Annotated in this window: 22 protein-coding genes; 21 read left to right on the forward strand and 1 reads right to left on the reverse strand. The window is 37.4% G+C overall.

The window, feature by feature from the left end; translation table 11 throughout:
- Complete coding sequence (locus BN999_RS00250) at positions 1-525, forward strand: sigma-70 region 4 domain-containing protein (protein WP_096269387.1); 525 nt, start codon at positions 1-3, stop codon at positions 523-525.
- Positions 526-642: 117 nt separating this feature from the next.
- On the opposite strand, the gene BN999_RS20400 is transcribed toward BN999_RS00250, so the two are convergent.
- Complete coding sequence (locus tag BN999_RS20400) at positions 643-795, reverse strand: hypothetical protein (protein ID WP_176481819.1); 153 nt, start codon at positions 793-795, stop codon at positions 643-645.
- Positions 796-914: 119 nt separating this feature from the next.
- Here BN999_RS20400 and BN999_RS00255 point away from each other — a divergent pair, with 119 nt between their 5' ends.
- The 20 genes from BN999_RS00255 (at position 915) to BN999_RS00340 (ending at position 13769) form a co-directional block, all read left to right on the forward strand.
- Positions 915-1331: a DUF3775 domain-containing protein gene (locus tag BN999_RS00255; protein ID WP_096269388.1), complete on the forward strand. Its 417-nt coding sequence runs from the start codon at positions 915-917 to the stop codon at positions 1329-1331.
- Between the two features lie 126 nt (positions 1332-1457).
- The gene (locus BN999_RS00260) at positions 1458-2051 is read left to right on the forward strand and encodes a transposase (RefSeq protein WP_096269389.1); all 594 of its coding nucleotides are present in this window, start codon (positions 1458-1460) and stop codon (positions 2049-2051) included.
- A gap of 215 nt (positions 2052-2266) precedes the next feature.
- Positions 2267-3658 (forward strand): phage terminase large subunit, encoded by a 1392-nt coding sequence (gene terL, locus BN999_RS00265; RefSeq protein WP_096269390.1) that lies wholly within the window; start codon positions 2267-2269, stop codon positions 3656-3658.
- A 15-nt stretch (positions 3659-3673) separates the two neighbouring features.
- Positions 3674-5176, forward strand: a complete 1503-nt coding sequence (locus BN999_RS00270; RefSeq protein WP_217988450.1) for a phage portal protein — start codon at positions 3674-3676, stop codon at positions 5174-5176.
- Positions 5163-6194: a minor capsid protein gene (locus BN999_RS00275; RefSeq protein ID WP_096269391.1), complete on the forward strand. Its 1032-nt coding sequence runs from the start codon at positions 5163-5165 to the stop codon at positions 6192-6194. The genes BN999_RS00270 and BN999_RS00275 overlap by 14 nt, the downstream gene beginning before the upstream one ends.
- A 68-nt stretch (positions 6195-6262) precedes the next feature.
- Positions 6263-6514: a hypothetical protein gene (locus tag BN999_RS00280; protein ID WP_096269392.1), complete on the forward strand. Its 252-nt coding sequence runs from the start codon at positions 6263-6265 to the stop codon at positions 6512-6514.
- Positions 6515-6638: 124 nt separating this feature from the next.
- Positions 6639-7247: a phage scaffolding protein gene (locus BN999_RS00285; RefSeq protein ID WP_096269393.1), complete on the forward strand. Its 609-nt coding sequence runs from the start codon at positions 6639-6641 to the stop codon at positions 7245-7247.
- 25 nt (positions 7248-7272) lie between these two features.
- Positions 7273-7587 (forward strand): hypothetical protein, encoded by a 315-nt coding sequence (locus BN999_RS00290; protein ID WP_096269394.1) that lies wholly within the window; start codon positions 7273-7275, stop codon positions 7585-7587.
- Positions 7588-7621: 34 nt separating this feature from the next.
- Positions 7622-8647, forward strand: coding sequence for a major capsid protein (locus BN999_RS00295; RefSeq protein ID WP_096269395.1), 1026 nt, complete (start codon positions 7622-7624; stop codon positions 8645-8647).
- Between the two features lie 15 nt (positions 8648-8662).
- Positions 8663-9001: a hypothetical protein gene (locus tag BN999_RS00300; RefSeq protein ID WP_096269396.1), complete on the forward strand. Its 339-nt coding sequence runs from the start codon at positions 8663-8665 to the stop codon at positions 8999-9001.
- Positions 9002-9012: 11 nt separating this feature from the next.
- On the forward strand, positions 9013-9408 hold the full coding sequence (locus BN999_RS00305; protein WP_096269397.1) for a hypothetical protein: 396 nt from the start codon (positions 9013-9015) through the stop codon (positions 9406-9408).
- Positions 9402-9764: a hypothetical protein gene (locus BN999_RS00310; protein WP_096269398.1), complete on the forward strand. Its 363-nt coding sequence runs from the start codon at positions 9402-9404 to the stop codon at positions 9762-9764. Before BN999_RS00305 ends, BN999_RS00310 begins: the two co-directional genes overlap by 7 nt.
- Complete coding sequence (locus BN999_RS00315) at positions 9764-10267, forward strand: HK97 gp10 family phage protein (RefSeq protein ID WP_096269399.1); 504 nt, start codon at positions 9764-9766, stop codon at positions 10265-10267. The genes BN999_RS00310 and BN999_RS00315 overlap by 1 nt, the downstream gene beginning before the upstream one ends.
- On the forward strand, positions 10257-10679 hold the full coding sequence (locus BN999_RS00320) for a phage tail terminator family protein (protein ID WP_096269400.1): 423 nt from the start codon (positions 10257-10259) through the stop codon (positions 10677-10679). The genes BN999_RS00315 and BN999_RS00320 overlap by 11 nt, the downstream gene beginning before the upstream one ends.
- Before the next feature lie 5 nt (positions 10680-10684).
- Complete coding sequence (locus tag BN999_RS20405) at positions 10685-10861, forward strand: hypothetical protein (protein WP_176481820.1); 177 nt, start codon at positions 10685-10687, stop codon at positions 10859-10861.
- On the forward strand, positions 10861-12192 hold the full coding sequence (locus tag BN999_RS00325; RefSeq protein WP_255247354.1) for a phage tail sheath C-terminal domain-containing protein: 1332 nt from the start codon (positions 10861-10863) through the stop codon (positions 12190-12192). The genes BN999_RS20405 and BN999_RS00325 overlap by 1 nt, the downstream gene beginning before the upstream one ends.
- 13 nt (positions 12193-12205) lie before the next feature.
- Positions 12206-12676: a phage tail tube protein gene (locus tag BN999_RS00330; protein WP_096269402.1), complete on the forward strand. Its 471-nt coding sequence runs from the start codon at positions 12206-12208 to the stop codon at positions 12674-12676.
- Positions 12677-12734: 58 nt separating this feature from the next.
- Positions 12735-13163, forward strand: a complete 429-nt coding sequence (locus BN999_RS00335) for a phage tail assembly chaperone (RefSeq protein WP_096269403.1) — start codon at positions 12735-12737, stop codon at positions 13161-13163.
- Positions 13164-13222: 59 nt separating this feature from the next.
- The gene (locus BN999_RS20410) at positions 13223-13375 is read left to right on the forward strand and encodes a hypothetical protein (RefSeq protein ID WP_176481821.1); all 153 of its coding nucleotides are present in this window, start codon (positions 13223-13225) and stop codon (positions 13373-13375) included.
- 46 nt (positions 13376-13421) lie between these two features.
- On the forward strand, positions 13422-13769 hold the full coding sequence (locus tag BN999_RS00340; RefSeq protein ID WP_096269404.1) for a hypothetical protein: 348 nt from the start codon (positions 13422-13424) through the stop codon (positions 13767-13769).
- Positions 13770-13809: the final 40 nt, after the last annotated feature.

A 13809-nucleotide genomic window follows, 5' to 3' on the forward strand; every position in this document is an offset into this window, starting at 1 on the left:
ATGAAGTTGACCGATAAACAGTTAAAATTAATCACCGATATTGCTTCACAAAATGCCATTAAAGCGTACAGAGAGGACCAAGTAAAACGAGAAAAGGAAAAGCATGATACACGCTTACGTAACATCAAATTGCTGTTGAAACATTACAGATCGTTAGTACTTCATTGTGAAAAGCTTGAAGAGGACTTAGTAAAGTTTGAAGATACATCTATCCAAGACCTGGACATTAAAGAAATAAACCTTGAAAGCATTGAGTCTATCAAGCAAAGTAAAACCAAAAGCTTGGCTATGGTGTATTTCGTTAGAGGGAAGATGGAAGCTTATAAGAGGTCTTGTGATGAAGAGGAAATGAAGTATTTTCGAGTGCTAGAGATGCGATACATTACGTCTAAAAAGTATACCATTCAAGATATAGCGGATGAAGAAAATGTGGACGTGAGAACGGTCCACCGGTATTTAAATAGGGCCTTGGAAGAATTACCAGTAATATTCTTTGGAGTAGATGCTATTCAGTTTGAAAAGTAGCCTGTCCGAAATCTGTCTTGATTGTGTCATTATAAAAGTGATATGATGATAGTGTGAAATAAATGTAGATATATAGAAAAGGCACCTAGTACTGCGAATACTAAGTGCCTTTTTACATTAGAAAGTTGGTATCTTAGGTTCTAGACTGCTAATCCAAGACACAAAGTTACTAAAAAATAAAGTTACTGTATCTGGAATGATAGACGGATTAATGAAATGAACAAATAAAACTAGAACTAATCCAATTAAAATATAAAATTGCTTCTTCATTTGCAACCTCCTTTTATAGTACATTCGACATGGAACTTGTAAAATCCTGTTAATTTAGCAGGAATTTAATAAGTCTTAATCGAAGTACTATATTAAACAAATGTAGAGGGGGATTTTGAATGCTGGAAATAACTGAAACTGAATTGACTGAGGTGATTGCCTTGGCAGAAGCGTTGAGGAAAAGTAGCGAGAATTATAGTAAAAGCCCTAAGAAGTCTTATAAAGAGAGATTCCTTGATGAAGATTTAATGAGCCCGGAATTTAAAGATCTAACAGATAAAGAAAATACGTTATCAGATTATCTTAGAGGACTTAGTATAGGAGCACTTCAAGATTTACTCGCAATCATGTATCTAGGTAGAGATAAAGATTATAACAAACGAGATTCGGCAAGAACAATCATGAAAAAGCAAAGAGCTTATTTTGATAACCAAATAGGGCCGAATCAAATAGCCATAATTACTACACTTATGGAAAAGCGACCTTTAGACGATTATTTAAAAGTTGGAGTCGAAATACTTCGAATACATGTGTGAGCATCAACAAAGGATACTTTCTTGTTTTAGGAAGTCTGCAATTTATATGGTAACTAGATTATTAAGACATCCTAACGGGTGTCTTTTTTTAATTTCATGAAAAGTGGGAGGAGAGGTGCAATGTAGATGGCTAAAAACAAAGGTGAAAGACGAGGGAAATACTATACTCACGTAGAACCAAGGTTGATTGAAATTGAGGGCTGGGCAAGAGATGGTCTAATTGATGAACAGATAGCTAAAAATTTAGGAGTAGCATACTCCACATTTAGGAAGTATCGGGATGAACATTCGGCACTTTCGGCAGCCTTAAAAAAGGGTAAAGAAGTTGTTGATAGGCAGGTCGAGAACGCCATGTTAAAAACGGCTATGGGCTATGCCTATGATGAAACTACTTATGTATCCGTAGAAATGAGCCAAGAAGAATATGATCTAATCGTTGATGTGGAGTTACAGAAGTTTGATAAAGAGAACCCCAATGCAACAGAAGATGAACGCGATCTCTTTATTATGCAAATACCGAAGACAAAGCAAGTCATAGAAAAGGTCGTAACTAAGATGGTGAAGCCCGATACTACAGCTCAAATATTCTGGTTGAAGAACCGTAGACCTGATAAATGGCGAGATAAACAAGATATCGAAGCAAAGGTAAATCATACTCATAACCCGTACCAAGAATTAACTGTTGAAGAGCTAAAACGGTTGGCTGAAGCCGGAGAATAGTATGCATTATTATGAATACAGTATTCATTTTCGGTTGACATAATACTTCTTAGTGGAAGTTGTGTTAAATTACAAACGTTGATTTAACGGCATTTGTGAAGGTGCTAAAAATTATGGATTATGCACTATTTTATACATTGTTGATATATCAACGTTTTAAGTGCTTCTCAATTATAAAAATTGGAGAAAAAATGCATAAAAAATAAGGTGGTAAGATGACGGATCTTAGTTTGATTCGAAAGGGTGCAAGGATAGAACTGGCCAAGCGCGAGTTCTTTTATTTTTGTAATTTATTGGCCCCTGACTTTTATAAGAAAAATAGACAATACCTGATTGATATGTGTAACGAAATGCAAGAGTTCTATGAGTCTGATGATGAAGTAGCCGTTATAAACGTCCCTCCCAGGCATGGTAAGTCTCGTACAGCTTCCATGTTTGCACAATGGGTATTTGGACTAAATCAAAACGAAAAGATAATGACTGGATCATATAACGAAACTCTGTCAACTACCTTTTCCAAAGCTGTACGAAACGGCATATCTGAAACAAAAGCTGATAAAGATAAAGTGGTTTATAGTGACATCTTTCCCGATACTCAGATTAAACGAGGCGATGGGGCTATGAACTTGTGGAGTTTGGAGGGTGGATACAACAACTACTTAGCTACTTCACCAACTGGTACAGCAACTGGTTTCGGTGCTTCATTTTTGATTATTGATGACTTAATCAAAAACGCAGAGGAAGCATTCAATGAAAATACTTTAGATAAGCATTGGGAATGGTTTACGAATACTATGCTTTCGCGACTTGAAGAAGGTGGCAAGATTCTTATTATTATGACTCGATGGGCCTCAAAAGATTTAGCTGGTCGAGCATTAGACCATTTTGCAGAGGAAGGTAAAAAGGTCCGTCATATTAACTTAAAAGCATTGCAAGATGATGGAACGATGCTTTGTGATGAAGTATTAAGTCGCAAATCATACGAAAGTAAAATTCGAGCTATGAGTCCAGAAATTGCAGCTGCTAACTATCAACAAGAGCCTATCGATATGAAAGGTCGCTTATACAGTAGTTTCAAAACGTATGAAGGTGAATTACCGCAATTCAAAGAGATTAAGAACTATACGGATACTGCTGATACTGGAGCTGACTATCATTGTTCAATTAACTATGGTGTTACTTTCGATAATGAAGCCTATGTATTGGATGTTCTTTACACGAAAGCACCAATGGAAGAGACAGAACCGGAACATGCCAAAATGCTATTCGAAAGAAAAGTAAATTGGGCAGATATTGAATCAAATAATGGTGGTCGTGGTTATGCACGTTCGGTTGAACGAATTTTAAAAGAGAAATTCAAATCTAATAAAACTCGAATTGAACCATTCCACCAATCTAAAAACAAGCAAGCTAGAATTCTATCAAATGCTACCTGGGTGATGGATCATATTTATTTTCCAAGCGATTGGCGTTTTAGGTGGCCTGAATATTATAAGGCTATGACAGAGTATCAACGTGAAGGTAAAAACAAACATGATGATGCTCCGGATGCAACTACTGGTATTGCAGAAAAGATAGGTCAAGGAAGTCTATTTAGTTTCGACTAGAAAGAAGGTGAAAACGTGACAGGATATTTCCCATTCCAAGGCGTTAAAACGGAAAATGACCGTATAAACGAACTAATTATTAATGGTGCCAAAACTGCGCTCAGTGATGTAAAAGTTCTTGAACGAGAAATTAACAAATTTAAGAAATCTGATAAATTAAAGTGGATGAAGCTGGGTATTGATTACTATGAAGGCAATCAGGATATTACAAATCGTGAAAGAAAAGTAATAGGTAGAGGCGGGCGTTTAGAAACGGTTGATAATCTACCAAACAACAAAGTCCTAGATAACCAGTATGAAAAACTTGTAGATCAAAAAGTAAACTATCAGTTGGGTAAGCCCTTAACTATTGAAACTGAAAGTGAAACTTACTCAAAGCTTTTAAAACAGATATTCAATAAACGTTTCCATCGTAAGTTGCGTAATATTGGAGAAGACGCTTTAAATGGCGGTATTAGCTATTTGCATCCATACTACAACGAAAGCCGCGAATTAGCTTTTAAACATTTTAAAGGTTATGAGATTCTGGTGTTCTGGAAAGATGCCGATAAAACAGAAATAGAAGCTTTCGTTCACATGTATCATGTAAATGAATATGAGGGCGATAAGGAAGTAGCAAAAGAATACGCTGACCTATATAGCAAAGATGGGGTTACAAGTTATGTTTGGCATAATGGTAGTTTGATTGAGAATGTGGAGAAAGAACCTTCAACATATCTAACTCTTACTGATGAAGATGGACAAGAAAAGGGAATGAATTGGGAACGTATTCCTTTAATTCCTTTCCGATTTAACAGCAAAGAAAAGCCGTTAATCAAACGTGTCAAGTCACTCCAAGACGGAATTAACACCATGCTAAGTGATTTTCAAAATAACATGGAGGAAGATTCTCGATCCACGATTCTAGTTCTTCATAATTATGACGGGCAAGATTTAGGGGAGTTCAGACGTAACCTTTCAGTATACGGTGCCGTTAAGGTTCGTAGTGCTGATGGAGCTAAAGGTGGCGTTGATACCCTAGAGATAGAAGTTAATAAAGATAACTATGAATCTATCATAAAGCTATTTAAGAAAGCACTCGTTGAAAACGGTCGTGGTTATGATGCTAAAGATGAGCGCATGAGTAATAATCCTAACCAAATGAATATTCAAAGCATGTACTCCGATATCGAGTTAGATGCAAATGGAATAGAAACAGAGTTCCAAGCTTCTTTTGAAGAGTTGTTATGGTTTATCAATGTTCATCTATCAAATACCGGTAAAGCCGATTTTGAAAGCGAGGAAGTTAAGTTTATCTTTAACCGAGATACACTTGTTAACGAAGCTGAGGTTATTAAGAGCTTAAGTGAATCTACGGATCTATCAATTGAGACACGAATTTCTCAACATCCATACGTGGACGATGTTCAAAGGGAGTTAGACAGAATTAAGAAAGAACGCCAGGAGCGAATGGATGAGTATGATAATTATGATGAGACTTTCCGAAAAAAGCAGAGTGATTTAAATGGCCAAGAGTAGAGAGTATTGGCGGAAACGTTTTGAACTGTTAGAAGATGCGCAAAACCATAAAGCTATGGAGTACTCAACAGATCTTGCAGATGCCTATATTGAATCCTTCAAAAAAATTGAAAAGGATATCGCTACCTGGTATCAACGATTTGCTACAAACAATGAGATTACACTTCAAGAGGCTAAACGAATGCTAAAGCTAGATGAGTTAGAAGAGTTTCACTGGACCGTTGAGGAGTACATCAAATATGGGAAAGAGAATGCTATTAATCAGGCATGGATGAAACAACTTGAAAATGCTTCAGCTCGTGTTCACATTAGCCGTTTAGAAAGTTTACAGTTGCAATTAAGGCACCATATTGAAGAACTTTATTCCGCCCAAATAAAAGATTTTGAAAATCTAATGAAAAATATATATGAGGACCAGTATTATCAAACGGCCTTTGAAATTCAGAAAGCCTTTGAAGTTGGTTTTACGTTGCATGCCTTGGATGATGATGTTCTTGCTAAGGTAATCAGTAACCCATGGACATCTGATAATATGACATTCAGTGCTCGTATTTGGAGAGATAGAAATCTATTGATTGATACGTTGCACACTGAATTAACACAAGCATTTGCTCTTGGAGAAGGTCCACAAAGAGTCATTTCAGTTATTCAACAAAAAATGAATACTTCACGTTCTAACGCTGCAAGGTTGGTACAGACTGAGCAAGCGTTTTTTAGTTCGTCAGCTCAAAAAGAAACATTCAAGGAATTGGATGTTGAAAAGTATGAGGTTGTTGCAACTTTAGATAGTAAGACTAGTGAAATCTGTCAATCTATGGATGGAAAAGTTTTTAAAATGAGTGACTATGAGCCGGGTGTTACGGCTAATCCTTTTCATCCAAGGTGTAGAACAACAACAGCGCCTTACTTTCAAGATGATAACTACGGTGAAAGAATTGCTAGAGGAAAAGACGGAAAAGTTTATTACATTCCTTCGAATATTACTTTCAAAGAGTGGAAGGAGCAATATGTTGCTTAGTGAGGTGGTCCAATATCTCCTGGCTACCACTCCTGGTAGCCGATGTGAATTGTAAAGGTGGTGAGAATATGGGTTTAACTAAAAAGAACTTAGTGGAACAATTTGACAAAGCTAGAGTAGAGAATGCTCATTTTGTGTTTGTTGGAATTGAAGCTGAGGGAGTTCAAGAAACAATCTGCATCCCTAGCCGTTCGTTTGACGAAAAACAAGCGTTTTACGAGCGTAGCTATACAGATAATTTAGTTCATGTAATGAATAAAAATGTATTTATTCGTGGTTTATCTCGTGGTGGTTCTGAACAACTGGATATAATCGGCTAACACTGCACCTAGCAGACAAGCGTTAGGTGCTTTTAATATTACCCTTTTAAAAGTTTGGGGTATATCAAACGAATCTCCTAACAGGGAGCGACCTGTATAAATATGCTATTGGAGGATTGGAAAAATGGAATGGTTAAAAGAATTATTAAAAAATGCAGGGGTCGAAGAATCAAAGATAGACGGTTTTGTTACTGGTTTTAACAAAGAGGTTCCAAAACACTTTATTCCAAAAGAGACATACAACACGCTTGCAGAAACGAAAAAGCAGCTAGATGCAGACCTTAAAGCAAGAGATGAGCAACTTGAGGAATTGAAAAAAGTCGATGCAGCGGGATTGGAAGCAAAGATTGTGGAGTTACAAAAATCTAACGAAACTGCTAAGACGGAATTTGAAGCTAAGTTAAAAGAAACCCAGTTAACTAGCGCTTTGAAGTTAGCTCTTACAGGTAAGGTGCATGACGTCGATTTAGTAGCTGGCCTTATCGATAAAGAGAAAATCGAATTGAATGAAGACGGTACGGTAAAAAGCGGACTTGAAGAGCAAGAGAAAAGCTTGCGAGAATCAAAGACCTTTTTATTTGTTCCGGAAAAGAAGGACCCAGGTTTCAAAGGGTTTATTCCTAGTGGGGGTACAGGAGGGGGCGATCCTAACGTAGACATTGGTTCAAACTTCGCTAAGATTGCTAACGAAAAATCGCAAGCACCAAAAAACGAAAATGGCCCATGGGCTTAATTATTAGTTTAGGAGGAAAAAGAATATGCCATATGTAAAACAAGTGGAAACAGCAGAACGTATTAATTTTCTAGCATCTTCAAAGTTCCAATCATTTACGTATCAAGTAAGTGATGCAGGAGTAGTCGCAGATGCAAATGGAAAGAAAATTGTTAAAGCAGGTACAATCCTTCCAGCAAACGATGCTACAGCTGAAGGTATTCTTTTAACAGATGTGGATGTAACAAACGGACCACAACCAGGAGCTTTACTGGTAGAAGGTTACGTTATTGAATCTCGTCTTCCTGTTGTACCTGATGCTTTAGCAAAACCAGAATTAACAAAAATTACATTTCGATAAAAATAAACTTTTTAATTACTAGGAGGTTAACATAATGCCAGATGTATTAGAACTTTTTGATTCCAAAACAGTATTAAATTATTTAAAAGAACGTCAATTCGCACCACTTTTAGGTGAAACTCTTTTCCCTGAAGTGAAGCATGGAACACTTGAATTTGAACACTTAGTAGGGGCAAGTTCCCTTCCTGTTGTAGCATCTGTACATGCATTTGATACAGAGGCTGAAATTGGATCTCGCGAAGCTGCAAAACAAGCATTAGAGGCGGCATATATTAAACGTAAAATGCAAATCACTGAAAGAGACTTAATTGCATTGCAATTCCCTCGTACACCACAAGAACAACAATATCTAATGCAAAATGTATTTGGTGACATCGACAGTTTAGTTCGAGGCGTTAAGGCTCGTATTGAGCTAATGCGTATGGAAGCTTTATCAACTGGTAAAGTCACTCTAAATGAAAATGGCTTGAATATGTCTGTTGATTACCATGTGCCGGCAGAACATCAAGAATCGTTAGCAGGTACTGCACTATGGACTGATGAGGCGAATGCTGATATTATCGGCGACTTAGAGCGTTGGGCAGATTCATTAGACGAAAAGCCAACACGTGCTTTAACATCTAATAAAATTCTTAGCTTAATGCTTCGAAATGATAAAATCATTGGTTACTTGTTTGGTAAGGGCTCTGGCCGTATTGCAACTCGTCAGGATCTAAATGCATTCTTGTTACAACATGATTTACCTCAAATTGCTGTTTATGATGCGAAATATCGTAAACAACTTGCTAATGGCAAGTACACAACTGAAAGATACTTTGGAGAGAACAAATTTGTTATGTTCGGCTCTGGAACTCTTGGAGAAACTCTATACGGTCCAACTCCAGAAGAATCTCGTATGCTTCGTGAAGGTAACGAAGAGGTTCATAACGTAGACAAAGTTATTGCAATGGTTTACGAAGAAGGATTGGATCCAGTATCAACTTGGACTAAAGCTGCAGCAACTGCGATACCATCATTCCCAGAAGCTAATAACGTATTCCAAGCGCAGCCAATTGCTTAAGGAGGATGATGCGAAATGGCTAAATTACTAGTTAAAATTCAAAATTCTGTATTTCCAGTACGTGTAAATGGAGATCGTTACCAAAATGGTGACGAGCTTGAAATTGATGAAGTTCAGTTCACTAAGGGCACCATGGCAATCCTTGATAAGATTGAGGATAAAATTCCTAATCCAGATGGAGATAATAACCCAAATGGCAATCCTGATGGTAACGGTGGGAAAGATGAATTCGAAGGTAAAACAGTAGAAGAATTAAAAGCTTATGCTGATGAACACAACATTGATATCGGAAATGCTACAAGTGAAAAAGGTATCATCAAGAAAATCAAGGAAGCTACTGAAAAAGCTGAATAGGGCGTGATACTATGCTCGAAGAAGTAAAAGCACGTTTAGGCTCACTAGGGGTTAAAATCCCTAGTGAGCCTCCTGGTGCTGACGATATGTTGTTAAACTTCTCCATCGACAAGGTAACGAATCATATTAAAAGCCAAACAAACTTAAGTTATATCCCTTCTGAACTGAAAGAAGTTGCTATCGATATGGTTGCAGGTGAATTCCTTTATATGAAAAAGGGAATGGGTCAGTTAAACATTGAAACAATTGATTTTTCTCCAGTTGCTAAACAAGTGCAAGATGGGGATACAAACGTTTCATTTGCAGTTGATATTAAAACAACTCCTGAAGCTAAGTTTGATGCTTTGGTTAATTACCTACGTCACAACGAAGTCGATTTTATTCGTTACAGGGTGCTAACATGGTAAACGCTCGTAGAAAAGCCATTCAAATGTTGTATCGTGGCACTTGTACAGTAAAAACGTGGGAAAGTGTAATGGATCCAGTAACAAAGATTACAACTCCACGGGAAGTAACTAAATATCTAGATCAACCTTGTAAACTTTCATACCAAAAACAAACAACAGCATCTAGTACAGGAGGTCCAGCGGTAATATCTCAGACTATCAAACTATCACTTGTTCCTGAACTAGAGATACCTGCTGGAAGTAAAATTATAGTCACTCAAGATGGTAAAACAACGGAGTTTGCTCGAAGTGGTGAGCCAGAAGTACGCATGGACCATCAACACCTTACGTTGGAACTGTTTAAGGGTTATGCGTAATGGCTAGGTGGGGTAGAGTCGATTATAAGCAGCTGCAGAAGTTGCAGAAACGTATGCAGAAACTGGAAAAAGTACAATATCAACAGTTCTGTGAAGCAATGGCAAAAGAATTGGCTGCTAGATTGCTAGCAAAAGTTATCAAGCGTACACCTGTGGGCGATTACGATGACGGTACTGTTGGAGGTACTCTTCGAAGAGGATGGACTTCAAAGAGCCATCGTGAGGCAGAACTTGCTTCTACATTTGGCGGTGGATCCGGTGCTAAAAAGTTTGCTGACTCCATGACTGTTAAAAAGGTTGGCAATATTTACGAAATCGAGGTTATTAACCCAGTTGAATATGCTGCATATGTTGAGTTTGGGCACCGTACTCGTAATCATCAAGGGTGGGTTCCAGGTCGATTCATGATGACAATATCTGCTGATGAATTAGAACGACAAGCACCAAAAATCATTGAAAGAAAGCTTATTAAACTATTGGGAGATGCGTTTAATGGAGATTAAAGACATTATTACAGCTATCTCCATTAAGCTAAATCAAGTCTTTGGAGATAGTTACACAAATTATACGGATGATGTAGAGCAGGGCTTTCAGGCACCTGCTTTTTTAATTCTCTTTTTAAATTTAGAGAATATACGACAAATCGGTAATCGATGGAGAGTGACAACACTCTTTAATGTGCAATATTTTCCATCTGGTGGGGTACTAGACGCTGCTAGCCATGCATTGAGGGTACAACAAGCTCTAAAGGAAATAACGCTCTTAAATGGCTCTATTATGCTTGGAACAGGAGCGAATAGTGAAATCGTCGATGGAAATGCACATAACTTTATTAACTTCAATTTCTACTTACAAGAAGTTGAAGCAAAAACATTCATGGAATCGTTAGATCAACACTCTATATCGAAAGGGTGAAATAAGTGGCAAATAAAAAAACTGAAGAAGTTGCTTCTTTTACAAAACAACAACTTCTAAAAAGTAAAAAATATGCCCATCGTCAAGATGCGTTAAATGCTTTGTTAAAAGATGATAAAAGCTATTCGTTTGATGAAGTGGATAAAATCCTAGATAAATTCTACAAAGGAGGTAGTAAATAATGCTAGGTGGAGGCACATTCCTTACACAAAACAAAGTACTACCCGGTACGTATCAAAACTTTATTTCCGCAGCACGAGCATTTGCTAACTTATCCGCGCGTGGTTACGTAGCACTTCCAATGGTTTTAGATTGGGGTCCAGATGAACAGGTGTTTACCGTGAGTCTAGAGGCATTGCAAAAGAATCTGGAAAACAACTCACGTAAAGTATTCGGTTATGAATATACGCACCCTAAATTAAAGGGGATCCGTGATGTATTCAAAAGTGCTCACACTGCATTTATTTACAAAATAAATGAGGGCGCAGTTGCTGCATCTAATACGTTTGCTACGGCGAGATACAAAGGTGTTCGTGGTAACGATTTAAAAACCGTTATTTCTGCAAATGTAGACGAGCCAGCAAACTTTGATGTAAAAACATTCTTAGGAACTACTTTGGTTGATGAACAACTAAACGTAGTGGATGCTGCGGGCTTGGTGGATAACGACTATGTTATTTGGAAAGATGAGGCAATTTTAGCTGCAACTGCTGGAACGAACTTCACATTAGGGTCAAATGGTACTGCGCCAACTGGAACTCCTCACCAAACAGCTCTCGATGAGTTAGAGGCTTATGGTTTCAATACGCTAGCATGCTTGAGTTCTGAACAGCCTATTAAGGATTTGTATATAGCTTACACAAAGCGTATGCGTGATGAAGTAGGAGCTAAGTTCCAACTTGTAGGGCATAAATTAGGTGCTGCGGATCATGAGGGCATCATTGATGTTCAAAATGATGCAATTGGTGAAAGTGAAGAAGTGTTTGGAGCGGTCTATTGGACCGTTGGCGCTCAAGCAGGAGTAGCTGTAAATGAATCAAATACCAATGATTTGTACGATGGTGAATATACGCTTGATTTGTCTGAAACGAAGACAACTTCACAACTGAAAGAATTACTGAAAGCTGGTAAGTATGTTTTCCATCGCAATGGCGCAGAAATCTATGTGTTAGAAGATGTGAACACATTTACTTCCTTTACACCGGAAAAAAATGAAGATTTCAGCATGAACCAAGTGATTAGAGTACTAGACCAAATCGCTATAGATACCGCTCAATTATTCAATACTCGATACTTGGGTAAAGTACCAAATGATGCAGCTGGTCGTATTACGTTCTGGAAAGATATTATTAAACATCGTGAGGAAATGCAACGATTAAGAGCAATTGAAGATTACGATAAAGAAGCATTAACGATTGAACAAGGTGATTCAAAAAAATCTGTTGTTGCTAATGAAGTAGTAAACGTGACTGTAGCAATGTCGCAATTATATATCACAACAGTGGTAGCGTAGGAGGGGATATTGAATGAATGAAACGATGCATGCAAAAGATGCCATAAGTGGTGCACAGGGTGAAGCCTTTGTGACAATTGAGGGTACCCGCTATAATTTTGCTCAGCTTATCAATTTACAAGCCGACATGGGTAAAACTAAAACTCAAGTGCCAATCTTAGGTAAGGTGGGTAAGGGTAATAAGTCAACAGGTGCTGAATACACAGGAAGCGCTACTTTCCACTTTAATACATCAATTTTCCGTGAACTGCTTTATCGTTACAAAGAAACGGGAGAAGATATTTATTTTGATATTCAAACAACAAACGAAGATAAATCTTCTTCTGTTGGCCGTCAAACTGTAATCTTAAAAGATTGTAATCTAGATGGAGGTATTATCGCCTTACTAGATGCAGACGCGGAATACCTGGAAGATTCATTTGAGTTTACCTATGAGGACTGGGATTTTCCAGAAAAATTCTCTATTCTTGATGTAATGCAATAAGGTAAGGGCTCACTTCGGTGGGCTCTTTTTTTAAAAAATATTGTTAGGAGAATGATAGATGAGTAACTTACAAGCTTTCTTTGCTCAAAATGTAGAAAAAGCACAAATAGAGGAACACGTGATTTCTAAGCGTTTTAAGGATGAAAAAGGAAATCCAATACCTTGGAAATTCGGAGCAATTGATGGAGATACAGATGCAGCAATACGTAAATCTTGTACAAAACGTATGCCTGTTCCAGGTAAGAAGGGTATGTTCATGCCTGAAACAGATTATGATCTATACACTTTAAAGACCGCAGTTGCAACAATTAAATTCCCTGATTTAAACAACGCAGAGCTCCAATCCTCTTACGGGGTTATGGGAGCAGAATCACTTCTTCAAAAAATGCTTAAGCCTGGTGAGTTAACAGAAGTGAAGAAAATCGCTCAATCAGTAAATGGCTTTGACGTAGGTATGGACGAGCTTGTTGAAGAAGCAAAAAACTAATAGATGACGGTGATAGTGATGCAAACATAGCACACTTTGCGTTACACAAGCTAAAACTATTGCCGTCACAATATTTAAATCTTCCTAAACTTGAAAAGGCCTTTATAATAGCTTCGATTCAAGTGAAAATTGATGCGGAAAAGAAATCAGAGCAAAAAGCTAAACAAAATGCAAAGAGATCTGGAAAAGGTTCTCGTGGTAGAAAAAGGTAGAATATAATCTCTCTTTTCTGTATATTTATGGGTGAGGAGGGATTGTATGGCTAGAAATCAAATAATGGCTGGAGAATTCTTGCACAAACCTATTAAATTGACCATGCGGGGCAAAGTAGTAATTAACAACGGTATAGGCGATGCTATTCCACTAGATAAAACCACAGTAAAAGAATATGAACTTATCACAGAAGACCATAGAAAAAGTGCTATAAGCGGTGTATCTAGAGGTTTAGTAGGAGGAGCTTTACTTGGACCTGTCGGATTATTGGCGGGGCTATCTGCCAAAAATAAAACGACACGAGTATTAGCAATTGAATATGTTAATGGTAAAAAAAGTTTAATAGATATTGATGAAAAGATATATAGTATTTTCATCCAAAATATGTTTTAACGCATCTAACGGATGCGTTTTTATTTTGCTTAAAAAAGGC

This window comes from Paucisalibacillus globulus, from assembly GCF_900184735.1.
In the GTDB taxonomy this organism is placed as follows: domain Bacteria; phylum Bacillota; class Bacilli; order Bacillales; family Amphibacillaceae; genus Ornithinibacillus; species Ornithinibacillus globulus_B.